This window comes from Empedobacter brevis (genome assembly GCF_965118635.1).
Taxonomy (GTDB): domain Bacteria; phylum Bacteroidota; class Bacteroidia; order Flavobacteriales; family Weeksellaceae; genus Empedobacter; species Empedobacter brevis_A.
In genome coordinates this window covers 1-22,831 of record NZ_CBCPHV010000019.1, presented here as the reverse complement: position 1 = coordinate 22,831, position 22,831 = coordinate 1, and the positions used below count along the sequence as shown (strand labels likewise).

General features: G+C 31.9%; 35 protein-coding genes. 8 read left to right on the top strand and 27 right to left on the bottom strand.

The genetic code is table 11. From position 1 onward, the window contains the following. Window positions 1-171: 171 nt before the first annotated feature. The 11 genes from ACMHJW_RS14255 to ACMHJW_RS14205 form a co-directional block, all read right to left on the bottom strand. The gene (locus ACMHJW_RS14255; RefSeq protein ID WP_280063216.1) at window positions 172-375 is read right to left on the bottom strand and encodes a hypothetical protein; all 204 of its coding nucleotides are present in this window, start codon (window positions 373-375) and stop codon (window positions 172-174) included. Further along, window positions 375-854: a hypothetical protein gene (locus ACMHJW_RS14250; RefSeq protein ID WP_413534074.1), complete on the bottom strand. Its 480-nt coding sequence runs from the start codon at window positions 852-854 to the stop codon at window positions 375-377. Before ACMHJW_RS14250 ends, ACMHJW_RS14255 begins: the two co-directional genes overlap by 1 nt. A 1-nt stretch (window position 855) precedes the next feature. After that, window positions 856-1,866 carry a hypothetical protein gene (locus tag ACMHJW_RS14245; protein ID WP_413534073.1) on the bottom strand — a complete coding sequence of 337 codons (1,011 nt, stop codon included), beginning with the start codon at window positions 1,864-1,866 and terminating at the stop codon, window positions 856-858. Then, a complete protein-coding gene (locus ACMHJW_RS14240) occupies window positions 1,847-2,491 on the bottom strand; it encodes a DUF6046 domain-containing protein (RefSeq protein ID WP_413534072.1) in 645 nt (214 codons plus the stop codon). Before ACMHJW_RS14240 ends, ACMHJW_RS14245 begins: the two co-directional genes overlap by 20 nt. Window positions 2,492-2,681: 190 nt before the next feature. Continuing rightward, the gene (locus ACMHJW_RS14235; protein ID WP_413534071.1) at window positions 2,682-3,002 is read right to left on the bottom strand and encodes a hypothetical protein; all 321 of its coding nucleotides are present in this window, start codon (window positions 3,000-3,002) and stop codon (window positions 2,682-2,684) included. A 66-nt stretch (window positions 3,003-3,068) separates the two neighbouring features. Further along, window positions 3,069-3,482: a hypothetical protein gene (locus ACMHJW_RS14230; protein ID WP_413534070.1), complete on the bottom strand. Its 414-nt coding sequence runs from the start codon at window positions 3,480-3,482 to the stop codon at window positions 3,069-3,071. Continuing rightward, a complete protein-coding gene (locus ACMHJW_RS14225; RefSeq protein ID WP_413534069.1) occupies window positions 3,482-4,717 on the bottom strand; it encodes a DUF2586 family protein in 1,236 nt (411 codons plus the stop codon). The genes ACMHJW_RS14230 and ACMHJW_RS14225 overlap by 1 nt, the downstream gene beginning before the upstream one ends. Then, on the bottom strand, window positions 4,704-4,889 hold the full coding sequence (locus ACMHJW_RS14220) for a hypothetical protein (RefSeq protein WP_413534068.1): 186 nt from the start codon (window positions 4,887-4,889) through the stop codon (window positions 4,704-4,706). The genes ACMHJW_RS14225 and ACMHJW_RS14220 overlap by 14 nt, the downstream gene beginning before the upstream one ends. Further along, complete coding sequence (locus tag ACMHJW_RS14215) at window positions 4,858-5,376, bottom strand: hypothetical protein (RefSeq protein ID WP_413534067.1); 519 nt, start codon at window positions 5,374-5,376, stop codon at window positions 4,858-4,860. The genes ACMHJW_RS14220 and ACMHJW_RS14215 overlap by 32 nt, the downstream gene beginning before the upstream one ends. Window positions 5,377-5,380: 4 nt before the next feature. Further along, complete coding sequence (locus tag ACMHJW_RS14210; protein ID WP_413534066.1) at window positions 5,381-6,298, bottom strand: hypothetical protein; 918 nt, start codon at window positions 6,296-6,298, stop codon at window positions 5,381-5,383. Next, window positions 6,298-7,440, bottom strand: coding sequence for a head maturation protease, ClpP-related (locus ACMHJW_RS14205; RefSeq protein ID WP_413534065.1), 1,143 nt, complete (start codon window positions 7,438-7,440; stop codon window positions 6,298-6,300). The genes ACMHJW_RS14210 and ACMHJW_RS14205 overlap by 1 nt, the downstream gene beginning before the upstream one ends. Window positions 7,441-7,544: 104 nt before the next feature. Here ACMHJW_RS14205 and ACMHJW_RS14200 point away from each other — a divergent pair, with 104 nt between their 5' ends. From ACMHJW_RS14200 to ACMHJW_RS14165, 8 genes are all read left to right on the top strand, one after another. Continuing rightward, the gene (locus ACMHJW_RS14200; RefSeq protein ID WP_413534064.1) at window positions 7,545-7,991 is read left to right on the top strand and encodes a hypothetical protein; all 447 of its coding nucleotides are present in this window, start codon (window positions 7,545-7,547) and stop codon (window positions 7,989-7,991) included. Window positions 7,992-8,323: 332 nt separating this feature from the next. Continuing rightward, window positions 8,324-9,562, top strand: a complete 1,239-nt coding sequence (locus tag ACMHJW_RS14195; RefSeq protein WP_413534063.1) for a hypothetical protein — start codon at window positions 8,324-8,326, stop codon at window positions 9,560-9,562. 1 nt (window position 9,563) lies between these two features. Further along, on the top strand, window positions 9,564-9,989 hold the full coding sequence (locus ACMHJW_RS14190) for a phage protein Gp36 family protein (RefSeq protein WP_413534062.1): 426 nt from the start codon (window positions 9,564-9,566) through the stop codon (window positions 9,987-9,989). A gap of 147 nt (window positions 9,990-10,136) precedes the next feature. Continuing rightward, window positions 10,137-11,456, top strand: a complete 1,320-nt coding sequence (locus ACMHJW_RS14185) for a DUF935 family protein (RefSeq protein ID WP_413534061.1) — start codon at window positions 10,137-10,139, stop codon at window positions 11,454-11,456. Next, window positions 11,380-12,729, top strand: coding sequence for a PBECR2 nuclease fold domain-containing protein (locus ACMHJW_RS14180; RefSeq protein ID WP_413534060.1), 1,350 nt, complete (start codon window positions 11,380-11,382; stop codon window positions 12,727-12,729). The genes ACMHJW_RS14185 and ACMHJW_RS14180 overlap by 77 nt, the downstream gene beginning before the upstream one ends. Before the next feature lie 97 nt (window positions 12,730-12,826). Beyond that, window positions 12,827-14,620, top strand: a complete 1,794-nt coding sequence (locus ACMHJW_RS14175) for a tape measure protein (protein WP_413534059.1) — start codon at window positions 12,827-12,829, stop codon at window positions 14,618-14,620. Beyond that, entirely contained in the window at window positions 14,613-15,095 is a 483-nt protein-coding gene (locus ACMHJW_RS14170) for a phage virion morphogenesis protein (RefSeq protein ID WP_413534058.1), read from the top strand. The genes ACMHJW_RS14175 and ACMHJW_RS14170 overlap by 8 nt, the downstream gene beginning before the upstream one ends. An 18-nt stretch (window positions 15,096-15,113) precedes the next feature. Beyond that, on the top strand, window positions 15,114-15,638 hold the full coding sequence (locus ACMHJW_RS14165; protein WP_413534057.1) for a hypothetical protein: 525 nt from the start codon (window positions 15,114-15,116) through the stop codon (window positions 15,636-15,638). Window positions 15,639-15,652: 14 nt separating this feature from the next. Here ACMHJW_RS14165 and ACMHJW_RS14160 read toward each other — a convergent pair whose 3' ends face one another. From ACMHJW_RS14160 to ACMHJW_RS14085, 16 genes are all read right to left on the bottom strand, one after another. Continuing rightward, window positions 15,653-15,976, bottom strand: coding sequence for a hypothetical protein (locus ACMHJW_RS14160; protein WP_413534056.1), 324 nt, complete (start codon window positions 15,974-15,976; stop codon window positions 15,653-15,655). A 3-nt stretch (window positions 15,977-15,979) separates the two neighbouring features. Continuing rightward, window positions 15,980-16,555 (bottom strand): hypothetical protein, encoded by a 576-nt coding sequence (locus ACMHJW_RS14155; protein WP_413534055.1) that lies wholly within the window; start codon window positions 16,553-16,555, stop codon window positions 15,980-15,982. A gap of 125 nt (window positions 16,556-16,680) precedes the next feature. After that, window positions 16,681-16,878: a hypothetical protein gene (locus ACMHJW_RS14150; RefSeq protein ID WP_413534054.1), complete on the bottom strand. Its 198-nt coding sequence runs from the start codon at window positions 16,876-16,878 to the stop codon at window positions 16,681-16,683. 163 nt (window positions 16,879-17,041) lie between these two features. Then, window positions 17,042-17,443, bottom strand: coding sequence for a hypothetical protein (locus tag ACMHJW_RS14145; protein ID WP_413534053.1), 402 nt, complete (start codon window positions 17,441-17,443; stop codon window positions 17,042-17,044). 12 nt (window positions 17,444-17,455) lie between these two features. After that, window positions 17,456-17,761 carry a hypothetical protein gene (locus ACMHJW_RS14140; protein ID WP_413534052.1) on the bottom strand — a complete coding sequence of 102 codons (306 nt, stop codon included), beginning with the start codon at window positions 17,759-17,761 and terminating at the stop codon, window positions 17,456-17,458. Between the two features lie 10 nt (window positions 17,762-17,771). Next, window positions 17,772-18,293, bottom strand: a complete 522-nt coding sequence (locus tag ACMHJW_RS14135; protein WP_413534051.1) for a hypothetical protein — start codon at window positions 18,291-18,293, stop codon at window positions 17,772-17,774. After that, on the bottom strand, window positions 18,281-18,580 hold the full coding sequence (locus tag ACMHJW_RS14130) for a hypothetical protein (protein WP_413534050.1): 300 nt from the start codon (window positions 18,578-18,580) through the stop codon (window positions 18,281-18,283). Before ACMHJW_RS14130 ends, ACMHJW_RS14135 begins: the two co-directional genes overlap by 13 nt. A 1-nt stretch (window position 18,581) precedes the next feature. Beyond that, window positions 18,582-18,983: a hypothetical protein gene (locus ACMHJW_RS14125; RefSeq protein ID WP_413534049.1), complete on the bottom strand. Its 402-nt coding sequence runs from the start codon at window positions 18,981-18,983 to the stop codon at window positions 18,582-18,584. Next, a complete protein-coding gene (locus ACMHJW_RS14120; RefSeq protein ID WP_413534048.1) occupies window positions 18,980-19,309 on the bottom strand; it encodes a hypothetical protein in 330 nt (109 codons plus the stop codon). The genes ACMHJW_RS14125 and ACMHJW_RS14120 overlap by 4 nt, the downstream gene beginning before the upstream one ends. Then, window positions 19,309-19,533 carry a hypothetical protein gene (locus tag ACMHJW_RS14115; RefSeq protein ID WP_413534047.1) on the bottom strand — a complete coding sequence of 75 codons (225 nt, stop codon included), beginning with the start codon at window positions 19,531-19,533 and terminating at the stop codon, window positions 19,309-19,311. Before ACMHJW_RS14115 ends, ACMHJW_RS14120 begins: the two co-directional genes overlap by 1 nt. A 65-nt stretch (window positions 19,534-19,598) precedes the next feature. Further along, window positions 19,599-19,865, bottom strand: a complete 267-nt coding sequence (locus ACMHJW_RS14110) for a hypothetical protein (protein WP_413534046.1) — start codon at window positions 19,863-19,865, stop codon at window positions 19,599-19,601. 151 nt (window positions 19,866-20,016) lie between these two features. Further along, on the bottom strand, window positions 20,017-20,214 hold the full coding sequence (locus ACMHJW_RS14105) for a hypothetical protein (RefSeq protein WP_413534045.1): 198 nt from the start codon (window positions 20,212-20,214) through the stop codon (window positions 20,017-20,019). A gap of 181 nt (window positions 20,215-20,395) precedes the next feature. Next, complete coding sequence (locus ACMHJW_RS14100; RefSeq protein WP_413534044.1) at window positions 20,396-21,046, bottom strand: DUF3164 family protein; 651 nt, start codon at window positions 21,044-21,046, stop codon at window positions 20,396-20,398. 39 nt (window positions 21,047-21,085) lie between these two features. After that, the gene (locus tag ACMHJW_RS14095; protein WP_413534043.1) at window positions 21,086-21,337 is read right to left on the bottom strand and encodes a hypothetical protein; all 252 of its coding nucleotides are present in this window, start codon (window positions 21,335-21,337) and stop codon (window positions 21,086-21,088) included. A 1-nt stretch (window position 21,338) separates the two neighbouring features. After that, window positions 21,339-21,635 (bottom strand): hypothetical protein, encoded by a 297-nt coding sequence (locus ACMHJW_RS14090; RefSeq protein ID WP_413534042.1) that lies wholly within the window; start codon window positions 21,633-21,635, stop codon window positions 21,339-21,341. A 131-nt stretch (window positions 21,636-21,766) separates the two neighbouring features. Beyond that, the gene (locus ACMHJW_RS14085) at window positions 21,767-22,750 is read right to left on the bottom strand and encodes an AAA family ATPase (RefSeq protein ID WP_413534041.1); all 984 of its coding nucleotides are present in this window, start codon (window positions 22,748-22,750) and stop codon (window positions 21,767-21,769) included. Window positions 22,751-22,831: the final 81 nt, after the last annotated feature.

Below are 22,831 nucleotides of genomic sequence, written 5' to 3'. Positions count from 1 at the left end.
TATTTGTTTTGATGTAATTAATTGCACCGAATCCAACTAATGGAAATTCTTTGAATTCGCTTTTTTGAGCGATGAAAATATCTTCGATATGTTGTTGATCACTTTCATCGATCACAAAGTCACCATTTCCAATTTCTAAATCTTGAGAATCTGTACGTTTTAAATCTTTCATTACTCTATTTTTCCTTGTCCTGTAAAAGCTCCTTGGTTCGATGTTCCTGTTATCTGAATGACTGATGACATTAAATAATCCTTGATTGCTTGCATCAACTTTTCAGCATAAATACGTTTACTTTCTTCGTAGTTTTCTGATTGGATCATTTCGTCTTGAATTGAAATTATATCCTGTACTAATTGTTCGTCATTTAAAGCCATTAGAATAAAAGTTTATCAATTTGTTTATTAAGCGATTTGAATTTTTGTTTATTGATTTCAATAAATTTTCCTGCTCCCGAAGGCGTTTGAATAATTGAATTTTCAAGCGTCGAAAACAAATCGTTTAAAATTGTTTTAAGATTAGAATTTTCATTTAAAACTCTGAATTTGCCATCTTTCATTTCAAAAACTTGTTGATCCATTTTGATTACAATTCGGTCTATTTCTGAATATTGAATAATAACAAGTTCGTCCTGGTTATCTAATCGTGCTACAGTGATCTTAGATCCTATTTTAGGATAAATTGTAAAAGAACTTTTTAAATCATCAATAATTGAGTTTAACCGAACTTCTGTATCATTGTCTATAATGCAATAGTTATCTTCTACTTTTTGAACTGAAACAACTGAAATAGATTCTAATCCAATGTTTTTTCGACCACTATTTATTACTTGAGAAAATAATTCTTCTACATTCATTTTAAATCAATTTATGACTGAGTTCATTACTCCTTTTAATTCCTACTTCCTTATTTATATCAATTGTAACGGCTTTAATAAAATAAGTTCCATTTTGGTGTCCATCTGAATAAATAGGCCTTGTAATCTGTGCAGAATCTCCAGGATTTGTTCTAGGTATACACCAACTGTCTAACGTTCCTTTTAAACCTCCAATTTCTTCTTGTTGAATAAAACTATCTCCCCACTTTTTAAGCTCTGCTTTGTTGAGATTTGGCCATACGATTTTAGTTTTTGATTCTCCTTTAGGATCACCTGTAGTGTAGCTTAATTTTTCACCGTTTTTTTGCATCGATTCTACAATAATCTGTCTTGGAGTATCATCATTGATCACAAATTTTAAATCTGATTCACGTCGAACATTTCGAGAGAAATTAAATTCATGTACGGCATCAGGTTTAAAATCTGTCATCATTCCAACTATTATAGTTTTAGAATCAATAAAATTGAACCTTAAACCAACTTTTTCCTGTAATTCTGTCAAAACCTCATAAGGAGTTGCATTCTTAATAATCCATTTACCGATTTGATACGTCTCATTACAAATAATCTCATATTTGTCCGGAATGATTTCTTTTAAAATATCCAATAGCTTTCCGGAACTGATTGTTTTAGTTACCCTTTTAGCTTTTTTTAATTGATACATTTCATCTTCACACTCCAATACAAGCGGTGCATCAGCTCCAATACTTTTGATATATCCTCTAAATTCAGTTTCTAAATCTTCATCATAACCAAATGAAATACGAATCGGATCTCCTTTCGAAATAAATTCTAAAATGCTTTTACTTGATAAATCAAGATCTTTATCTGCTTTAGAAAGCGCATTTCTAAACTCTCTAGGAAGGACAAGTGTTGCTGTATTGGTAAGCGTTTCAACACTTTTTTTAATCTGAATCGATTCACACACAGTAAATCTTACCCGATTTGCGATGTTAATGTTTAAATCGATATTATGATAGAGGTAATTCATCTTCTACGGTTACATCTCCAGTTATTATCTTTGCTGAATTAGGTTTTAAAAGCGTAAAATTGACAGACTTAATCGAAAAAGCTGAAATAGAAAACTGAATTGTATCTTCAAACCCTTCAATGGGTGTAAATTCAATCGATTCGAATACAATAGAATCAATGCCTTTTTCTAAAAATTGTTTTCCTACTACTTCTACAACCCCTTTATAATTCCACGAATTATTTAGTTTTATAATCTCATCACTGGGATAAGTACGATTGTCCAGGTCAATTAAAAGTCCATTTATTTTAATATTCCAAGGCTGCATCCCCCAACGTTCAATAACTACAAAATCATCATCATTGACCTCTGTTTTTACTAATGACTTTTCTCTGGAGAAAGTCATTAGTAAAGGAGGTGCAAAAACATTTTCTGTTTTTGCGGTTAAAGCAGTTGAAAATTCTAAAGGATTCTGATCAGGAATTGTAAACTTGACATATTCACTTTCAAAATTTGTTTTTGGATAAAGTTCAAAATTGTAATCTTGATCCTTTTTTTTCTCAACAAATAATTTTTGCGCAGCTTTTCCAACAGCTAACATTCCAAAGGCAGCAGCATAACGTTTAGATAAATCAATTACATTCATTATAGATTTGCTTTTTTAGGTGCTAAAATTCCGTTATCTGCTAGATATTTTACTTGAGCAATTTTCATTACCCAAGTTTCATCATCTAACAATTCAGGAAATGGAATGTGTAAAAAGTGAGAAATAAGCGCATCGTATTTGAAAATTTCATCCTTTTCAGCATCATCAATTAATCCAGGACAATCGTCGATTACTTTTTTAGCCTTCCTTCTCGAATAGGAATTAGATCAGCCAAAACAGAGACAAGTGTTAAGAAAAGTGCATCATCTGCCAAAACTTTATCTTTCTCAGTTAAAAGGCAACCTTTTACTAAAATCTCTTGTGCTTTTAAAGGATTTGCATTTTGAAACTTCATGTATTGTCCCATTACTTGTCTCGATGGAATTCTAACAGTTACCTCCAGGAATTCATTTGCATTATCATCTAGTGGTAATTCTACAACTCTTAAATTTCTCTCACCTCCATTTTTTTCGATTTCTTCTGGAGTTAATTTGAATTTATTTTCGTCCATTTTATTTTTTTTGGATTGTTTAAACTTGTTTTAAAAAATATTTTTCTTGTATTCTGGTAAAAATGATCACCCTACATTAAAATCTACATCTAGCGTAAATAATTCATAAGACATTTGTAATCCCATTTCACCTGTAACATCACGCCCTTGATTTTGAAATTTTGCCAAAATAGTATCAACAATAACATCATTGTATTCATTGACAAACTCAACTGTAATAACAAAAGGTTTTATACTCAACAAATCACCGCCTGCTGCTCTTTCTAAAGGAACAACATCTGCCATCATTATATCAATCGTGCAGGCTGGTGTGATTTTTCCTGCAGACCAAGAACTTGCTTTATTCGAAAGAGTATGATTTAGCTGATGTTCTTGTTGTTTACTATAATTTATTTTAACTACATCAAGATTTACTGCATTGATAAATACTTTTACGTCACCTGAATCATAGGATTTTCCATTTCTTGTTATATCTGCCATTATACTTGTGTTTTAAGGTGAATTGTTCCGTTAATCTCAGAAAGAGTTCCAAGTGGTTGAACCACATAATTTGCAATAAGAATCTTCTTTACTAACAAATCACTTTTAGAATCAATCTGAACTTTCCCTGCAGATATTTCATTATCTCGAACCATATCGGCAAAAACTTGATTACCGATTTCTTCAAGCGAAACTCTAACAGCTGGAGGAATTTTACCCTCTTTATCCACTGGGTAAGTTTTTTTAACTTTCGGTAAATAAACCGATCTTAATTGCCTTACTGCATCATCCATTACACGACCGTAAGCAATTGTATGCTCGTTCATGTTTCCATCTTGATCGACGATGATTGGAGCACATACATGGTCGTTATTGATACGGATTCCTGCTAAACCTGCATAAGACAAACCGAAAATATATCCTTTATCTTCAAAGGTTTGAAGCTGAGAATAAACTTCAGTATTCTTTTTGTGATTCGATAATCCTGGAATCATCCAAGTATCTTTTGTTGAATCGTTTAAGTCAAACGCTTCATTATCTCCAATGTTTTGAGAGATACTCGCAGACGAGCATACGCCTAAAACAGTTCCGACATCAGCAAACTTTTGTGCTAAGCCTGTTTTTGTATCAGCATATTTCCAGTCCTGTCCTATAATAACAGAAACCTTAGTGGCTTCAACATTATCGATTGCTCGTAAATCTTCCACAACATTTGAATTCCCATCTAAGCCGTATCCTTCTAAAAATACCTGACAAGGCATATTTTGTTCAAATGCCCAAAGAGCTAAACCTTGAGCGAAAGGAATCGCTTCAATTACATCAGTTGGTAAGCCGTCAACTATTACTGGAGCTTCAGTTGGATTAAGAGCAAATGCAATTTGACGTATTTCATAATCGGCATGAGCCAATAATGTTTTAATACTTTCAGATTGAACTAACGTTTTAAGTGTTTCCGTTTGTGATACAAGCATTAAATGTAATTCAGTACCTGAACCTGACATTCTATAAAACTCAGAAACATGACGATAAACATTGACATTATTTGTTTTATCAAATTCTGCATCTAATCCATAGGTAATTAAATCGTCAGTGCTGTAAACAGTTACAGGTGTATTAAAAGCTAAGTTTGCTAGTACAACTGAGCTAATGACTAAAGCTGAAACAGCACGTTTATTATTAGATCGATTAGCACCTACTTTTCCTTTTTTGGTTGTAACACCATTAAGATTGCTCATTGTCTTTTATATTTTCCTGTTTAACAAATTTCTTTGGAGTTTCGCCTAACTTCATTGTCTTCAAGGCTTTTTGTTCACTTGAAAACAATTCATCTTGTTTATTTGCCCAAAGCTCTAAATGATCACTTTGAGCAAACGTTCTATTTACTTTTTGTTGGAGCGTTTCCTTCATCTTTTACGGTTTCAGGTTTACTCTCAAGCTGAGTAATTCGAGCCTTTAATGCTTCGTTTTCTTTTTCCAATCCTTTCAACTTTTCTTCGTTTTGTTGATTCAAAGTTGAAATTTTTTCGATATTGGAATTATTTTCTTCAATAGTTGATAAAGCTTCTTCGTATAACTCACGATGTTTATTATCTGATTTTTTGTAAGATTCCAATTCGATTAAAAGATCATTTTTGTCTGATTTTAATTGGATCATTTTTGAAGTGTCATTTTCCTCCAGACCTTCATAATCATCCTTAGATAAAATTTCAGTCTTAGATCCTTCACGAAAAAAGACCTTAGGGTCTTTTTTGATACCGTGTTTTTTATGATGATCTTTTGCTAATTCCTCTAATAAAAAAGCTTGATTATCAAATGTTATCCACACGGCATTTGATTGAGTGTTTTGTTCTAAAACACTCAATGCAATTTCCTGTTTTTGTTTATCTACTGCCATCTTTCTAAATTTTTGTAGATACAATGGCAGCAGATGCCTTTTCTTGCTTTTTCTCAGTTAAACCCCAAGTATGCAAACGCATTTCAGATTGAGGATCTGCACTACGTGTATCCATTGACATTGGCTTATACAATGTTTTTACACCATCAATATGATGAACAATGTTTGGAGCGTAATAGAAAATTGAAGCATTCATATCTGTTGATTGGGCAACTGCATCACGTGCAACCAATGTATTAGCTGCAGTATATTTCACATTATGATTGTTCTCAAAAAATTTCAATTTGAAAAAACGTTTAATTTCCCCTGTTTGTGGATCAATTTGAACATCACGATAATTATTCGTTGAACCTCTATCATCAATTAAATCTTGACGATGTTCAGCACATAAAATCGAATAGGCTTTATCCCAATACTCTAAATTCATCCCTTCTAATTGCATATAAAAAGTGATTAAATCAGAATAAGTTAATTTTTTTCTACCTTTTCCATCATCTGCACCAGATGTTCTCAAAATCGGTGTATCGTTTGTTTCTTTAAGCGGTGCAGCTTTGTGCATTGCATAATTACGAACTCCAATTTTCCAAGCATTTGAATGTAATACTCTATATTCAGCTTCACGGTCAAATGCCATTGCTCGAATTTCTGAATCTGTGATAATTGTTGGAGTTGTTCCAAGTACATCCCATTCAATTAAGCCTTTACCTCCTTTGATTTTTTGTGGGATAAAATCTTGAGTAGGATTGACAACAAATCCAATATCATTATTTAATTTATTGAACTTGATCCCGTCTGTGTCAATTGCTCCTGTAGATGGAGCGGAAAAAGTTCCAATAAAATCATCTTTGTAGTTTTTGAAATCTTCCAAAAGTTGAGGATCGACATAGGTTCTTGTCCATAATCCTTCTTCAAAATCTGCCATTATTTTGTTTTTCTAGCGTTAAACAATTTTTCGAATTCCTCCGGTTTTTCCTGAGAAAGTTTTTCTAATCCTTTAGGATCATTTTCTTGCCACTGGGCAAACGTCCAAGTTTCGCGTCCTGCAATAGGCGTTTTTCCTGAATTGTTTTGAATTTGACCGTAAATCGTTTTATGTTCTTGTACAGGTGTACTTTCTCCTAAAACAGTTCTTAAAGCTTCAATTCCGGATGTTTTACCAATACCTTCATAGGTCTCGCGAGCTTCTTTTTTGAAAGCCCCGGCATTCTCTTTTTCATCCAAAAATGCTTTAATTTCGTTTTCAGATTGCGCATTTAATTTTGCTTGTAAATCAGCCGTTTTTTTCTTTTCGGCTTCTAAATCTTTTTCAAGCTGACTTTTATCGGCTTCATTTTTAGCCTTTACGGCATCAATAACAGCCGTATCCGAACTTTGTTCGTTTACACCTTGTAATCCCAAGGCTTGAATAAGTGGCATTTTCATTTCTTCGTTTGTTGAATTATTATTAACATTATTTGGAATATACAAGGCTGCAAATCGTGCAAAGGCCTCGTTATTTGTTTCTTGTGTAGGATCGAAACGTTCAACATCTGTTTTAGGTTCGATAATTCCTGCAATTATTTTTTCTTTTAAGGCTTGTTCTGCAGAAAACCAATTGTCTCCAATAAGCCATTTATCAACATACTCCTTTGATTGTCCTGTTACTCTTTGTAGCTTCTTACTGAAGTTTGCTTCTATTTCACGTAGTAAACGGGCGTATTTTTCAAATTCGTCTGCAGTACCATAAGTATAGCCTGAGGGTGCGTGGATCATCATAAATCCATTTTCTACCATATATACTTTCCTTGTCGATTGACTGATCACAGCACCCATCGAGGCTGCAATACCTATGATATGTATTTCAATATTCTTTTTAGAATTATTAATTGCATTAAAAATCAAATTACCATCAAAAACGCTTCCTCCATTTGTGTGTAGTTCTATTGTAATATCATCATACGAGTTTTCAATTGGTTGAAAAGCTTTGATAAAGCTTTCACCATCTCCATCCCATATCGTGCCTATTGCTCTTAGTACATTTTTATTCGTTGTAAAAATCACGTCGTAAATAATTTGATAAGGCAAATATTGAAAGGTTTTCAGGTCAATCCTAAATCTTCAGCAAGGCTTTCGGGTTTATTAGTTTACCCCTTGAACTTCAATGAATTTTGTTCTAAAACCCAAAAAGTATGGAGGTAATTAAAGGAGGTGGAGGGACAAATAACAATTTCAAAAAAGAGACTGCAGAAAAGCTATTTATTGAAGATGGATTAATGCTAAAAGAGATTTCTGTTATTGTTGGATTTTCAGTACAAACTCTCTCTAAATGGAAAAAAGACGGGAATTGGGAAAATAAACGAAATGAATTTTTAGCAGCTCCACATAAGATCAAAGAAGTCTTAATGGAGGAATTGAAAAATATTGCGAGTGGATATGAATCTAAAATAGATGCAGACGCCTTAGCAAAAGTGAGTAAGGTAATTGAAACACTTTCCTCTCGTACTTCCGTACAGGTTATTTTCTCAGTCTTTAAAGAATTTGATAACTGGATGGCAGATCAAGAACCACGTTTAGCGATTCAGTTTACTGAATGGCATAAACGCTTTTTACAATATCGAATTAACCAGGAGGAATAATGACGAAAAGTTTTGAAAAACTACTTAAACAGTACGAGGAACATTGTCGCAAAATTGAGCAATCTGCAACGGTTAATATTAATGAAACCCCTAAGGAGAAATTAAATCGTATTAAGGAGCTTGAAAAAGATTATGTCGCTTGGTTCGAGTACTATTTTCAAATGTATGCCAAAAGTAAGTGTGCAAAGTTTCACAAGAAAATGGCAAATACTATTATCGATAATCCAGACGGTTCGCTTTTAGGTGAAATCTATCGTTCCGGGGCAAAGTCGGTTCATTTAGATATGGGTATTCCTCTGTTTTTATACCTGGTTAAAAAGGATCTGTTTTTCATGTTACTAATCGGAGAAACCGTTGATAAAGCAAAAAAACTGATTTCAGATATTCAAGCTCAATTACAACATAATCCACGATTAATAAACGATTACGGAAAACGCTTTAAATACGGAGATTGGGGTGAAGGTGATTTTTCTACAATTGATGGAGTTCGATTTGTTTCAAAAGGATTTCGTCAATCTGTAAGGGGACTTCGAGAAGGTGCACAACGTCCGGATTATATTGTTGTGGATGATGTTGACACTAAGAAATTATGTAATAACGAAAAGCTCTCAAGACGTGCTTATGAATGGGTTTGGGAGGATTTACAAGGTACTTTCGATGAAGGGGCTTCACGTAAAAGATTTGTCGTTGCAAATAACAACTTTCATAAGAACACCATTATTAATCAGTTAAAACAGGAGTTTAACCGAATTAACGAAAAAGCAAAACAGGCAGGACGTAAGATTAAACATTTTGTTATCACAGTTGCTGCAGTAAAATCACTAGTAACATTTGAGCCTAGTTGGCCAGAAAAAACATCGGCTGAATATTGGCGTAACAAATACGATTCAACTCCCTATCGATCATTTATGAGGGAGTATATGCACAAACATATACAGGACGGTGAAATTTTTAAACCAGAATATATCCAGTATAAAAAAAGGCTTCGATTTGATCAGTATGATGCGCTTTGTTTTTATGGCGATTTATCCTACAAAGATGCCGGGGATTACAAAGGGATGGGACTAGTTGGACGTATTGGAAAGGAATATCATTTGATTTTTTGCTTTCTAAGACAATCAAGTCGTAAAGCGGTTGCAGAATGGTTATATGATATTGTAGAAGAACACAACCTTTTAAAATACAATATAAAATACAAGATTGAAGGACTGTTTGCAATGGATGAGTTTGTGACAGACTTCGATTTAGTAGGAGAAGAACGTGGGTTTTTCATTCCAGTTACTGCAGATAAAAAGTCGAAAACAGATAAATATGATCGTATCGAGTCTATGGCTGGTTTCTTTGAAAGACTAAATGTCTATTTCAATGAGAAATATAAAGAATCAAATGACTTTTCTACCATGGAAGATCAATTGTATGCTTTCGAAAAAGGAAGTACGGCAAATGATGATGGACCCGATTTTCTACAATCAGCTATGGCAGATGTAAATAGAGCGTCTTTCGTAGACAAGTTTAAACCTCGCACAAAATCACGAAAAGAATTACAAGCAAACAAGAAAAACAGATTTTAACATGAGTTTTATTACCGACGAAGATTACAGTGTTTTGATTCGAAAAGAAATCAAAACAGTTTTATTAGAGAATTATTCTGAAACCAAATTAAAAGGAGCAGAACAAATGGCTATTGATCAAATTAAAAATTATATCAGTGGCTTTTATGATACTGTAAAAATATTCTCTGCACAAGGAACCGAAAGGAATTCATTTATCGTAATGATCACCATTGACTGCGCATTATATCATTTATACACTTCTTTAGCACCTAACCATATTCCGAAACATCGTACAGATCGTTATGCCGATGCTTTAGAGTGGTTAAAAGGGATTGCTGGAGGTAAAAAAGCAGATTTACCTCGAATTGTAGACGAACAAACAGGAAAGCCAAAAAGTACAATCCGTATAGTTTCAAAACATAGACAGGAAAATAACAAGTGGTAATAGTGTTTAAACAATGTTTAAACTTTAATCTAAGACACTTTAATAATATTCACGATGAAATTATTTAATAAATTTTTAAAAGCATCTAAAACGCCTAAAAATACTTTTTCAAAAACAAGCCCCAAAAATGGAGTAAGTAATGAAAATATGCTAAAGATTATCGATAAGATTACAACTCAGTTTAAAGATATGTCTAGAAAAGACATTGATAAATGGAGACAGTCTTTAATGCTTGTAGATCATATCGAAAAACCAAACTTTACTGTATACTGTGATTTAATTGACGACTTACTTACTGATGCGACTGTAAAAGCACTTATGCAATTGCGATTTTCTGCAACACTTAGTATTGATACACAGATCAGAAATAAAAAAACGGGTGAAGTAAATGAGAAAGCAACTGAGCTTTTTAATCAAAAGTGGTTTTTCAAATACAAAACAAAGTATTTAGAAGCGATTGTTTCGGGTGCTAAAGTCATTGAGTTTTATTCTTTCAAAGGACACAACATAGAATTTAATGAAATTCCAAAACGAAATACAGCTACGAATTTTAAACGCATTTATCCGAATTTAAATTCTAATTCTTACATCGATTACACAAATCCAATTTATAAAAAATGGATTTTACAATTAACAGATGATGATTTAGGATTAATGAACAATATTGTTCCTAACATTCTTTGGAAACGAAATGTAGCACAATCTTGGGCTGAATTCTGCGAGAAATTTGGAATGCCATTAGTTTCTGCTACAACAAATAAGGGTGATGATGAACATTTAGATGCAGTTGAAAAACAACTATTAAATTTAGCTGAAGCTTCAATTGGGGTTTTTCCTGATGGAACAACAATCAAATTTGATGAAGCAAACAGAACGGATGCCTATAACGTCTATTCAAAATTCATTGAACAAAACAGTAATGAAATTTCGGCGGTGATTGTCGGGTCAAACACCTTAACTGCGAACGCTGCAAATAGATCGCAAACAGAAGTACACGAAAGATCATTAGACTTTAAAATCTCACAAGCAGATAGACGGGACATCACATTTAACGTAAACGATGAGCTTATTCCTCTTTTAATTTCTCAGGGATATACTGAATTATCTGAAGATGATGTACTAGAATGGATAGAATCCAAAGAAGAAATTGGCTTAATGGATTATTGGACAATTGTTAAGGGGGTAATGCAAAGCCGGGAAATTCCGGATGAATGGCTTTCATCAACGTTTAATATCCCTATTACAGGTAAAAAAGTTGTGACATTCTTTCCTGGTGCCGGAAATGATAATTCAGCCTTATCTGAAGCACTGGCAAGAAGTGAAGCTGTATCAAAGCTCAATTTAATCGAAATAATAAACGCAGTAGCAAACAATCCAAACGATTTACAAAATGCAATTCAAAATTTCAATTCCAAACAAGAAAATAGCAATCAACCGTCATCCACTTGGAAACGTCCAGAATATTGATCCATGTTGCGCACATCATCCTATTTCATCAAAGAAAAATGATGAAATAAATAAACTCATTGAAATTTGGATGGAAGGGCTTTACAAGGAAGATGAGAACCTTTCAGATCGTGCAAATGTTATCGCATCAGAATTTAATCATTTAACAAGTGGTTTAAAAGAAGGCTATGGCGTTCTTATCGGTTATAACACGCCAGATACATTAGCTTATCAATTAATGGAGTATAATCTATTTGAGTTTTGCGAATCTAAAACAGAGGCTCGCTTAGCTGCAATGACTGATTTGTTAATCGATAAAGAAAAATTAGAAATCAGATCCTTTTCAGATTTTAAAGATAGAGCATCTAAAATCAACAAGGAGTTTAACGAAGATTGGTTATTGACTGAATATAATCTTTCGATTGCTGTAGGGCAAAGTTCTGCAGCTTATCAGCGTTTTATTGCAGAAAAAGATACGGTAACCTCTTACGTTCAATATCAAACTATTGGAGACAGTAAAGTAAGGGAACAACATAAGATCCTAAACGGTCGAATTTTTAACCTATCTGATAAAGAAGCTATGAAATTCAATCCTCCTAATGGTTTTGGTTGTCGCTGTGAATTTATTCAGTATATCGATCCAGTTGGATCGGAAGATATTACTTCTGGAAAACAGATGTGGGAACTTATGAACCGTACGCAATCTAATTTCAAGGACTCACAATTTGCTGTTAATAGAGGAGATTTAAAAGAAGTGTTCACCAAAGCACAATTCTATACTGATGGAAAAGCGACTAATGTTATTAACGATTTAACCTACAAGGATTATAATTTGGATGCAACACAGGATAAAAAAGGCTTAAACCCTCTGAAACTTGATAATACCATCACAAAAGACAATGTTAAGGAATTATTTAAACCTGTGAAGGATGAGAATTTCATGGGATTTGATGATTATTTAGGTAGAAAATTGATGTTAGATAAATCTGTTTTTGATTTTCATACAAAAGGAAAATACTTAAATGATCAAGAAAATAGACATCAGCTTTTTCCTTATGTAAAAGATATTATCAAAAACCCGGATGAAGTTTGGTACAATACTCAGGATAAAAATTCTACTAAATATCAATCGAGATATATCAAGTATTATAAAGGTGAAGCAATTGTAATTGATACAGAGTTTGCAAAAGACGGTTTACAAGTTAAAACCTGGTATAAAGCAAAAAAAGAAGACCATCTCTTTAGAAAAGGCCTTCTTATTAGGAGAAAAGACGGTAAAACACCCACCATTTAAGGCTCTCATCACGCTATATTTCTCCTACTCAGTGAGCGTTAGTGTTAGAGGCTTTTACGACGTCTTGTATTACAAAGATATAAAAAAAATAAAATAAATGGCAAGCAAATCGAAAATTGAACTATTACTTGAATTAGGTGATAAGTTGTTTAATAGTCGTTTAAACAAAGTTCAAGACAAGCTTAACTCTACTTTAAACAAAATGGAGGGGCGACTTGGAAGATTTAAAGCAAGGGCAGAAAAAGCCTTAAATAGTTTCGGTTCTAAATCTGAATCTAGTTTCTCTTTTGGGATTGGTGCTGGTTTAGGAATGAAAGTTTTTGATGTCGTAACATCTGCAATATCAAACTTAACTAGTGAAGCGGTTAATTCAGCGGATTCCCTCGAAAAGTTTAAATCCACAATGAATTTTGCTGGATTTGATTCTGGGCAAATACAAAAGGCTCAAACTGAAGTGAAAAAATATGCAGATGATACTGTATATGATTTAAATACAATTGCAAATACATCAGCTCAATTAGCGGCAAATGGTGTAAAAGATTATATCGATTTAACAAAAGCTGCAGGGAATTTAAATGCAGTAGCTGGAGGAAGTGCAGACACATATAAATCCGTAGCTTTAGTTTTAACGCAAGTAAATGGAGCAGGAAAGCTTATAACGCAAGACTGGAACCAAATGGCAAATGCTATTCCGGGAGCTTCAGGAAAGATGCAAGAAGCACTTCGAAAAAACGGAGCTTTTACCGGGAATTTCAGAGATGCAATGGAAGATGGAAAAATTTCTGCAGATGAGTTTAATAAAGCTATTATGGATTTAGGGTTTCAACAAGCTGCAATTGATGCAGCAAAATCGACATCCACTTTTGAGGGAGCTATAGGGCAATTGGAAGCTGAAATCGTAAACGGACTTATGGCAGTCATTGATGCCATTGGAATGGATAATATTACAGGAGCTATCAATACGCTTACTTCTTTCGTTGGAACGCTTACAGGGGTTTTTGTTTGGTTTTTTAATGAAATTAATAATGGAAATCCAGTTATGCAGATATTAGCAACAATAATAGGCGCTTTAGCTTTAGGTCTAGGAACGTATTTAGGCGTTATAAATGCAGTGATTATTGTAACGAAACTTTGGACGTTGTACCAAACTGCGCTAAATGCTAATTTTTATGCTAATCCTATTGGATTAATCATTGGGGCTATTGTAGTTCTAATTGCTTTAGTCTATACTGCTATACAAAAATATGATGAGTGGGGCGCTGCTTTACTTCAATTTTTAGGGCCTATTGGATGGGTAATTAATGCCTTTAAATCCATATACGATCATTGGGAAAGTATTAAAAAGGCATTTCAAACAGATGGAATTAGTGGAGCTCTTCGAAGAATTGGTATTGTCTTAATGGATGTCGTTTTAAAGCCTTTAAAACAGATTTTAGAACTTATTTCCGAATATGATCCAACTGGAATATCAAAAGGGCTTTTAAATAAAGTAAACGATGTTAGAAGTCGTTTAGATTTAGAAACTGATGGAGAAAAAGATGCCAAAAGAAAATTAGAATGGGAGAATTCTAGCGAACGTAAAGGCTATTTAGATGCCATGACTGCGCATAATAATAGTATTAAACCTAAAAAAGTTCAAAGTTTATACGCTGGAGGTACTTCAGATGATGACAAGAAAAAAGGCAAAGGAGGTAAAAAGAAAGGCGAACATCTTAATTCAATTACAGGAGCTTCAAATCAAGTAAGAAATATTACAATCCAAATTGATTCCTTCAACAAAGGGGGTATAAATATCGCAAGATCTGAAACTGTTGGAATGACAAAAGATGATGTAGAAGCTTGGTTTATGGAGATGATGCGTAGAACATTAATAAATGCAGAAAATGGCTAGAAATAACAGTTTTTTAACACGATTAAGTAAATTACAGAAGTTACATCAAAAGTTTCCTCAAATGGCAGCTATTTTAGCTGAAAGATTTTCAAAAGAACGATTTATCCAAAAAAATTGGGTAGATCGTTCTAATTCAAGATGGGAACCTCGAAAAAGAGAAAGTACAGGATCGTTAATGGCTAAATCTGGAAGGCTAAAAAAGTCTGTAAGAAAATTAAAAGTAACACGTAACTCGGTTACTATTGGTACAGACGTCCCGTACGCACAAATTCATAATGAAGGTGGTACAATTCACAAAACCGTTAATGTTAGATCACATTCACGTACCAGGAAAGGACGCGGGGAAAATGTTCGTTCACACACCCGAAAAATGAATTTAAAAATGCCTAAAAGACAGTTTTTGGGTGAATCTGCTATTTTACAGCGACGTATTGAACGAATGTTAGATAAGCAGATTAAACAAATTTTAAAATAGGTTTAAACAAGATTTAAAATGAAGAATTTATATAAAAAAATTATTTCAACATTTGATAAAGATGAAATTATAGATCGTTTTGTCTCGAAACAAATTACTCCAGTTAAATATATTGATATATACGCAGAACAATATTTGGATGAAGAAAATTTTGAATTATTCTCCAGTACAAGTTTACTTGTCGAATGGAATATCGACCATAATCAAAACCCTGCTATTGCTACTGTTACATTTCATGTTTGTTATGAACAATTAAGAGATACAAGTAACATCTCTTACAATAGAGAATTAGGACTTAATTTTTTAGATTTTATTGACCTGGTTAATGATGTTCTTTTAGAAATTGAAACCGAGAGTACAGGAAAATTAAAATTGATTAATGAGGGGTTTAACCAAATGGATAGTATTATAGATGTTTACCTACTTCAATATGAATGTAGTTATTTTGGTAAAATAAAAAACCCTCAAGATAATTATCTTGAGGGTTCTTATGAAAAACTAAATTTAGAAGGAAACCTTGTAAATAAGTTCGGTTTTGATTAGAGGGTAATTACCCTCTATAATGCCAAAAGCTTTTCAGGGTTTCTAGTTTCAACAACAAAATATTGATTATCTCGTTTAATGATTTCTAAGGTTAATTTACCTTTATGTTTATATTTTGGGCGTTTTGTGTTTTTCATAAAACGCTCAATTTGTGTTTTTAACTCAGGTGTTAAAGTTCGACTATTTCGTTCAAATTCTAACCCATATAAACTATTTGTAACTGTTATAGAGAATGATTCACTATCTCTATAACTTACTTTTTCATTCGCCCTTGCATCATATAAACTTTGAGCATGGCAAGAAAAAGAAAGTAATATAAATAATATAAGTATTTTCATCTGTTATTTATTTTGTATTTCAAGAATAGATTTATATAATTCATCATCTTTTGAAATTCCATTTTCAGATAAATAAACCAAAAAGTCATCTATTTTTTGTTCTATTTTTTGTTCCCTATTCTGCTTTGCTTTTTCGGTTTTTAAAACTTTTATTTTTTCTTGATCTTCAATAAGACTATTTGTTAAACATTCAAAAGCAGATCTTTTAAAAAATACGGCTAAATCAAAATATTCAGGATTAGGATTAAATAAATTACTACGCAAAATAGCAGTATCTCTGTCTGGATATTTTTTTCTATAATTAAGTATCGCTTTCCCAAAATTTTGGTTATAACGAGTTGTTTTCTTAAATGCAATTAATTGTCGTAATTTTTCTAAAAAGAAATCAAATCTAGATTTATATGTATCTATATTTTTTGTGTTCGTCAAAATATGAAAAGTTTCAAAACTTTGAAACATTATGGCCTGCATTTGTCGTTCATTAAATTTCCTAGTAAAAGAATCTTCTTTACTAATGTTATAAATAGCAATTACAATTGCTGAAATTATAACAAAACCAAATAATAATAACCAAAACATTATTAAATAAATTAAAATATCCGTTCAAAATTAAACGTATACAATATTAAAAATAATATTTTTTTATTTTACGGTTTACCATAATTTATTAGAATTAATCATTTCTGTAAAATTTACCAGTGATTTTATTCATATTGATTCGAGAACCAACCCAGCCAAAAGAAATCAAGCATATTTGGTTCTTGATCTGTTTTTGAGCTAAACTCAATCGAATTGGATGTATAAATGATAGTATATTTTTCTTGTATAGCAATTCCAATCGAGCTTGTTTCAATAGCTTCTGTGATTTGATTAATTACAGAGTTATCTGCTGTTATTTTCATATAAGTAAATTTAGTTTAATTGATAATAAATAAATTACGCTTTCACGTAAAAACAAAAAAACACTCAAATTAATGAGTGTTTTCACAACAATAATCAGCAAAACGCCAATCGTAGTATTTTCCACAAATACCGCATTTACGCCAAATTTCATGATTTTTAAAATTAAGCAGCTCCATAAATTTGTTTTAAAGCTGATTCAGAAAGTGTAAAATGTTCTTCAGCAAGATCAATTAATTTTAAGCCCTTTAATTCTTCAAAATCTAAAAACATTGTCATAGTTTCACTGATTTTAAAAACTAAATATTCGTTTTCAAAATCATACGTCCAACCTTCGAATAAAACACATTGTTTAGCTATTCGATATAATAATACACCTTGATAATTATTGTCAGCAACATTTTTACCTAGTGGATTATCATTCTCATCTGTAGGAATAAACATACCTAATTCAACATCCTTGTTTAAAAATGCTTTATAGCGTGCTTTTAATTCATAATAACCAAAATCTTTAATATGATTCCATATAAAATTTTGAAGTGGAATCATGTGAATTATTTTTTCCATTTATAATCTGATTTAAAAATTAAAAGGATTATAAACTTTGCCGTCAAAATCAAGTGTGAAAATTTTATAATTAAAATCTCCATTTGCTTTCATTTTCCAAACTTCGACGCTTGTAGGATTTCGAGCTGTCATTTTATATGAGTATTCAGCTGAAAAAATATTCGTCCTTTTTATTGTTAAAAGTTCTCTTTTAAATTCTTCCTCAAATTGCCCTGCTTCTTTTGCTACAGTAGTTTCAGCTAAAAATTTTAATTTACCACTCATATTTAAGTCCATACTTGAACTCACTACTTTATGTTGTTTTACTTTCCAAGCCATAATTTATTCTTTAATATTTTAAATTTGTCCAATGAATGATAAATCCAGAATATGATCCATTTATCATTTTTGATTTGAAATAGGTTTTAAACGCTTCTAAGCTTTCAAAACCATCATTGATTGCGAGTTGTTCAATAAGTGCATTACTTCTTATAATACCGTCTATATTTACCGTAAATCCAAACCCTTCAGGCTCATCTATTATCCAAATTTGTTGGATTGAACGGACATAAAGTGTTGGTGTAAATGCAAATTCTTTCGGAGTTCCTTTGTTTATCACTAATTCAACCTCGCTTTCATCATTTAACAATCCTGTTTTAGTTCGAATGGTATGGAACTTAGGACAAGGTTTTAAATTATCTTCATCCATGTTATCCCATTCTTTACCGAATTGTAACTGATAACCGTCTAAAAATTGATTGTAATAATAATCGCATCGATGTAGATTATTATGGAAAAAGCCTTCCCAAATCTTATAAATAAAATAGGAAGGCTTTTCGTTTATTGTTTCTGAGAAATCTATTTTTTGCATAGTTTTCCTTTTACGAATTTGAGTTTTAAAATTGAATGATTCTTTTTGGAATTATGAATAAAAGTTACAGGCTCTCCATAATCATTTAAACTTTGTATTTTATCTAACTTGTTTAAAATTGTTTGATTAATAGGTAAATTTCCTTCTGAATTATGATAATCATTAATAACTTGCTCATATTGTCCAGACGCTTCTAAATAATATGTATAACCTTGATTGTTACTTCTCCATAAAGTAATCGATTCATCTTCTTTATTAGTGTGTTTTAAAGATAAAATAAGGTACATCTTAAAATCTAAATTTAGGAGGTCTACTTTTTACAACAGCAGTACCAATAACAGTGTTTTCACGTCCAAAACCTTGCATAATACTCATCACATGGTTAACATCTCGTGTTTGTAATTCATAAAATACAACATCATCCTTTCCAGAAGCTCTTTTGCGAATTATAACTACAGAACTAAAGTCATGAACTGAATTTGCTATATCTGCAGCTGCAAAGAAATTAGAATTTAGAAATTCTAAATGCTTTCTGAGAGTTGAATAATCTTCATTTACAGAGCGTAATTCATGTTCATTTAGTCTAAAATTCTTATCGTAAGTTTTTAAAGCTAAATCAATACGTCTTAATCTTGCTAAAATGGTATCTATTCCTAACCATTTTAAAATAAATTCTTTGATTTTTTTCATCTTATTTGTAAATTTTGAGTTAAAAACTGATCTAATTCACCGTAAAAATTGAGTACTTTAAGACTGGTATAATTTGAAACCTCCAAAGTGTGCGAAATTTTACCGATTTCATCATGTAATAAATACGCTTCGTGGTATTTTAAAGTTAAATTTTTAAGGTTTAAAGTCATCGTTTTTTTCGATAACATAACAAATAGATCAGCTTTAACAGATTGTTTAAATTTTTCTTCCTGATTGTCAATGAACGGCTCGTTTAATCCGTTAATTATGATATTGATTAAGGCTCTTAAAACCTCGTAATCAATTTTTAACTTAATTTTTCTCATTAAAACAGTGGGATTTGGTTAGAATCGTCTTTTTGCAAATCTTTTAACTGCTTTTTGGCATTTACACCTAAATAATTCTCGTAGGTTCTTTGACAGATGTCAAATTGATTTTCTATATATTTATGAAAAATCTCTTTGAAATATAACCCTCGAGCCCTGTGCTCAAGGGTTATTTGCTGAACTTTAAGAACTTTTTTAAGATAATTTCTGCGGTTGTATGCCATTTTGACTTAAGTTTAATATCTTTGCCTTTGCTAGGGGGCTTGGGATATTTTTCTCAAGTCTTTTTTTAATTTAGACCAATTGGAGCAAATTTGTGTTTATGTCTCCAGGCCTTAGTTCCTGTTTTTTCAGCAGATTTTTTGTAATTACTTTCAATCCCTCTGAATTGCTTGATAAGCTTATCTAATTCATCTGAATTATACTTGTGGAGCTCTTTTTTCTGCACACTACTATTTAGCATCCATTCATTGAACTTAGTCCATGAATCAGGCTCTTTAATGCCTGTTCTAGTAGCAATAGTTAAGACTATGCTTCGTTTTTCTCGATCTGTCATAAAACTAATTTTAGGTTAAACATTCATTTTGTATTATTGTTCCCAAAGGAGGAATCGAACCTCCTTTAAAAAACCGTTTGGGAGTTATTGAGCAATTAAAAGCTAAATGAGAAGTAGAATTAAAAACACTTTCCACCAATTGACCGGATTATTAGGTTTTTCTGTGATTTCCATAATCTTTGTTTTTCTCGTTAAATAATTCAGCGTTTAAACGTTGTTTAAATGCTGTCGCTTCAGCTTCTGTTAATGATTCTATTTGAGGGATCCATTTGTGATCATCTTCTAAAATCATCGTTTTACCATTTACGATATACTGGCTATTTGTAATTTTTGTGATTTCGATTTTCATTTTGTTATGTTGTTGTTTTTTGAAATAATAGATTGAGATAATGAATACAGTTATAAATACTATGAAATGATTCAGAAGATCTATTATCATATTTTGTCGTTTGCTTTGTTATATAAATAAATGATACATCCTAATACTATAAAATATAATATACAGGCAATTCAGAAGGCTATATATCCAATCATAAGCTTGAAAAGTTTAAAGAGATGTCCGTCCAACCGCCCTTTTGGTTTTTTGTATACACACGGCTATATTTCACAGTTCCGACAACTTTCAAGCAATCTGTTAATTTTTCAAACTCATCAATTAAACGTTGATCGCCAATTTTTTTAACTTGACTGCGTGCTTTGGTTAATAATTTTGCATCGTAATCACCTTTAGAATTACGCATTAAGATAGAATCTAATAAATCGTACATTCCTTTATTACGGCCTTCAAATTTTTCTTTAAAAATTGCTTTAATTGCTTCAATGTGTACGATAGCTTCGTCTGTAAAATCGAAACGTTCTTGATTTTCAATAACCTGTTTGATTGTTTCAGATTTTAATTCGAAAGATTTCGCTTCTTTTGGCGTTTTACCGTCCAATTCGTACTTTAGATTGTTGAATTTTTCAGCATTTTCAACCTCGTATTGCTTCAATTCAATCATTTTTTGTTGAATTTCAAAACGACGGTTTGCGATTTCTTGCAAGTAATCAGTCTTATCTGTTAAGTATTGATTCTTTGCTTTTACAGCTTCTTTTTCGATTTCAGCTCTTTTTGTATCTGCCAACGCCAATAATTCGTCTACTGACATTTCGCTTACTGGTTTGTTCATAATTGATGCTTCCATATTGTATTATTTTATTGTTTTTACCACCAAAAGCGGGTATTATCCCGCTTGTTTTATTTTTTTTTCTGGTTGAATAATAAAATCCGTCCTTAATTTTGTACACTTTGTGACTTCGTAATTAAATAAATCTTTCATTTCTGGATTTTGTTGATTTAATTCACTTTTAAGCATTTTTAAAGCTTGTTCAGACGCTTCCTTCGGAGCTTTTGCTATTGAAATACCTTCAAAAAATTTTGTTTTGTATCCGTTTGCTGAAACTCTTATTTTTACTGCGTATGTTTTATAACTCATATTATCGTTTTTTATATTTTTTTACTAATTCTAATAATTCTATTAAGGGTACTGTATCACAAGATTTATGATCATATAATTCTTTTGAGAAATAACTATTATAGTTGAATTTAAAATCATGAGAATGAACTGAAATACAGCTAACTTTAGTATTTATATCAAGATTTAATTCTTTATTAATGACTACACTTGTAATCTTTTTTACTAAGTCAATCCTTTTCTTTTGCTCTAATTCGATATTCTTTAAATACTTTTTCATGTACTCAGGATCAACTATATCTAAAAAATCCCCTTTCATACTATTCTGTGATATAAACAGTGTTATTAATAATCTTTTCGTTTACTATTTGTCCTGTGTAAACCTTTTTTATTTTGCCTTTTTCATCTCGAAAAACAAGCATCATTTTTGACAAGTAAAGTGTTCCCATATTAGTCTAATATTTTGTTGTTATTTGGTTCAAATAAGTCTTCCAGTAATTCCCTTGATACAGTTGTTTCTGATGCTTCAGCTTCATCTAAAGCCAAAGTGATGATATTTTCAAGTGATCCGAAATTGGTTGCTTTTTTCTTAATCCATTTTTTGGCAGCAGCATTTTTAATTCCCATTTCAAAACATATTTTTTCAACATCATCCGAGATGTTAGATTCTAACTCTGTCCATCCAGATTCCCAACGTCTATTCACTTGTATAGCACCGTCTTTTGCTCGCTCAGCCTGAGTTCTAAACATCTTTTGAGACCCAATCCCTAAAAGAGTTATTCCTACTTTATGCTCCAGGTCGTCTGCAATTTCTTTGATAATTGGTAGAAGGGTGTCCCTTGCGTTCTCCAACTCATCAATGATTAATAAAGCACTATCAACATCATTTATAAGCGCTTCACAACTTTGTTCGATTAAACTATTCTTAGATCCACGGATCGGAAAACGTTTATTTTTAGTTAAAAGCTCATTTACTTTTGTTGCAAAATGAACAGCAAACTCTTTTGTAGTTCTTGATTTTTTACAAGTCAATAAAACAGTATTCTTAGGAAAAGAGTTTTTGCATTTTCGTGCCGTATATGTCTTTCCAAGTCCTGTATATCCATCAATCGCATTACGTTTTTTAAATTTTCTTGCTTCATCAAGTGTATTAGCGATCAAAAGGAAGTTATCCGTTTCAAAATGTCTCCATTTTACGTCAACAAGCGAATAACCAATCGCAAAACATATTTTTTCGTACTGTTTATCTGATATTCTTGCTTGCGTATCAGCAGTAGGGATGTATTCTTCACCTTTCAGAATATAGTTTAAAGTTGATTTACTTACTTTTGATAAGCGAGAAACAGACGACTGATCTGCACCTACACGATTCATGTATTCTTTTATTGCTTGTGGAATATCAATTGTTCGCTGATTTTTTGTTAAATTTGCCATACAATATTTTTTAGTTATCTAAAATTCTACTATCTAAGTTTATCAATTATTCAGACTAGCCCAGGTTTTTGCTACTTCATT

Coding starts and splice junctions, on each gene's coding strand:
- ACMHJW_RS14255 (WP_280063216.1), bottom strand. CDS start 375: ATGGCTTTAAATGACGAACAATTAGTACAGGATATAATTTCAATTCAA.
- ACMHJW_RS14250 (WP_413534074.1), bottom strand. CDS start 854: ATGAATGTAGAAGAATTATTTTCTCAAGTAATAAATAGTGGTCGAAAA.
- ACMHJW_RS14245 (WP_413534073.1), bottom strand. CDS start 1,866: ATGAATTACCTCTATCATAATATCGATTTAAACATTAACATCGCAAAT.
- ACMHJW_RS14240 (WP_413534072.1), bottom strand. CDS start 2,491: ATGAATGTAATTGATTTATCTAAACGTTATGCTGCTGCCTTTGGAATG.
- ACMHJW_RS14235 (WP_413534071.1), bottom strand. CDS start 3,002: ATGGACGAAAATAAATTCAAATTAACTCCAGAAGAAATCGAAAAAAAT.
- ACMHJW_RS14230 (WP_413534070.1), bottom strand. CDS start 3,482: ATGGCAGATATAACAAGAAATGGAAAATCCTATGATTCAGGTGACGTA.
- ACMHJW_RS14225 (WP_413534069.1), bottom strand. CDS start 4,717: ATGAGCAATCTTAATGGTGTTACAACCAAAAAAGGAAAAGTAGGTGCT.
- ACMHJW_RS14220 (WP_413534068.1), bottom strand. CDS start 4,889: ATGAAGGAAACGCTCCAACAAAAAGTAAATAGAACGTTTGCTCAAAGT.
- ACMHJW_RS14215 (WP_413534067.1), bottom strand. CDS start 5,376: ATGGCAGTAGATAAACAAAAACAGGAAATTGCATTGAGTGTTTTAGAA.
- ACMHJW_RS14210 (WP_413534066.1), bottom strand. CDS start 6,298: ATGGCAGATTTTGAAGAAGGATTATGGACAAGAACCTATGTCGATCCT.
- ACMHJW_RS14200 (WP_413534064.1), top strand. CDS start 7,545: ATGGAGGTAATTAAAGGAGGTGGAGGGACAAATAACAATTTCAAAAAA.
- ACMHJW_RS14195 (WP_413534063.1), top strand. CDS start 8,324: ATGTTACTAATCGGAGAAACCGTTGATAAAGCAAAAAAACTGATTTCA.
- ACMHJW_RS14190 (WP_413534062.1), top strand. CDS start 9,564: ATGAGTTTTATTACCGACGAAGATTACAGTGTTTTGATTCGAAAAGAA.
- ACMHJW_RS14185 (WP_413534061.1), top strand. CDS start 10,137: ATGCTAAAGATTATCGATAAGATTACAACTCAGTTTAAAGATATGTCT.
- ACMHJW_RS14180 (WP_413534060.1), top strand. CDS start 11,380: ATGCAATTCAAAATTTCAATTCCAAACAAGAAAATAGCAATCAACCGT.
- ACMHJW_RS14175 (WP_413534059.1), top strand. CDS start 12,827: ATGGCAAGCAAATCGAAAATTGAACTATTACTTGAATTAGGTGATAAG.
- ACMHJW_RS14170 (WP_413534058.1), top strand. CDS start 14,613: ATGGCTAGAAATAACAGTTTTTTAACACGATTAAGTAAATTACAGAAG.
- ACMHJW_RS14165 (WP_413534057.1), top strand. CDS start 15,114: ATGAAGAATTTATATAAAAAAATTATTTCAACATTTGATAAAGATGAA.
- ACMHJW_RS14160 (WP_413534056.1), bottom strand. CDS start 15,976: ATGAAAATACTTATATTATTTATATTACTTTCTTTTTCTTGCCATGCT.
- ACMHJW_RS14155 (WP_413534055.1), bottom strand. CDS start 16,555: ATGTTTTGGTTATTATTATTTGGTTTTGTTATAATTTCAGCAATTGTA.
- ACMHJW_RS14150 (WP_413534054.1), bottom strand. CDS start 16,878: ATGAAAATAACAGCAGATAACTCTGTAATTAATCAAATCACAGAAGCT.
- ACMHJW_RS14145 (WP_413534053.1), bottom strand. CDS start 17,443: ATGGAAAAAATAATTCACATGATTCCACTTCAAAATTTTATATGGAAT.
- ACMHJW_RS14140 (WP_413534052.1), bottom strand. CDS start 17,761: ATGGCTTGGAAAGTAAAACAACATAAAGTAGTGAGTTCAAGTATGGAC.
- ACMHJW_RS14135 (WP_413534051.1), bottom strand. CDS start 18,293: ATGCAAAAAATAGATTTCTCAGAAACAATAAACGAAAAGCCTTCCTAT.
- ACMHJW_RS14130 (WP_413534050.1), bottom strand. CDS start 18,580: ATGTACCTTATTTTATCTTTAAAACACACTAATAAAGAAGATGAATCG.
- ACMHJW_RS14125 (WP_413534049.1), bottom strand. CDS start 18,983: ATGAAAAAAATCAAAGAATTTATTTTAAAATGGTTAGGAATAGATACC.
- ACMHJW_RS14120 (WP_413534048.1), bottom strand. CDS start 19,309: ATGAGAAAAATTAAGTTAAAAATTGATTACGAGGTTTTAAGAGCCTTA.
- ACMHJW_RS14115 (WP_413534047.1), bottom strand. CDS start 19,533: ATGGCATACAACCGCAGAAATTATCTTAAAAAAGTTCTTAAAGTTCAG.
- ACMHJW_RS14110 (WP_413534046.1), bottom strand. CDS start 19,865: ATGACAGATCGAGAAAAACGAAGCATAGTCTTAACTATTGCTACTAGA.
- ACMHJW_RS14105 (WP_413534045.1), bottom strand. CDS start 20,214: ATGAAAATCGAAATCACAAAAATTACAAATAGCCAGTATATCGTAAAT.
- ACMHJW_RS14100 (WP_413534044.1), bottom strand. CDS start 21,046: ATGGAAGCATCAATTATGAACAAACCAGTAAGCGAAATGTCAGTAGAC.
- ACMHJW_RS14095 (WP_413534043.1), bottom strand. CDS start 21,337: ATGAGTTATAAAACATACGCAGTAAAAATAAGAGTTTCAGCAAACGGA.
- ACMHJW_RS14090 (WP_413534042.1), bottom strand. CDS start 21,635: ATGAAAGGGGATTTTTTAGATATAGTTGATCCTGAGTACATGAAAAAG.
- ACMHJW_RS14085 (WP_413534041.1), bottom strand. CDS start 22,750: ATGGCAAATTTAACAAAAAATCAGCGAACAATTGATATTCCACAAGCA.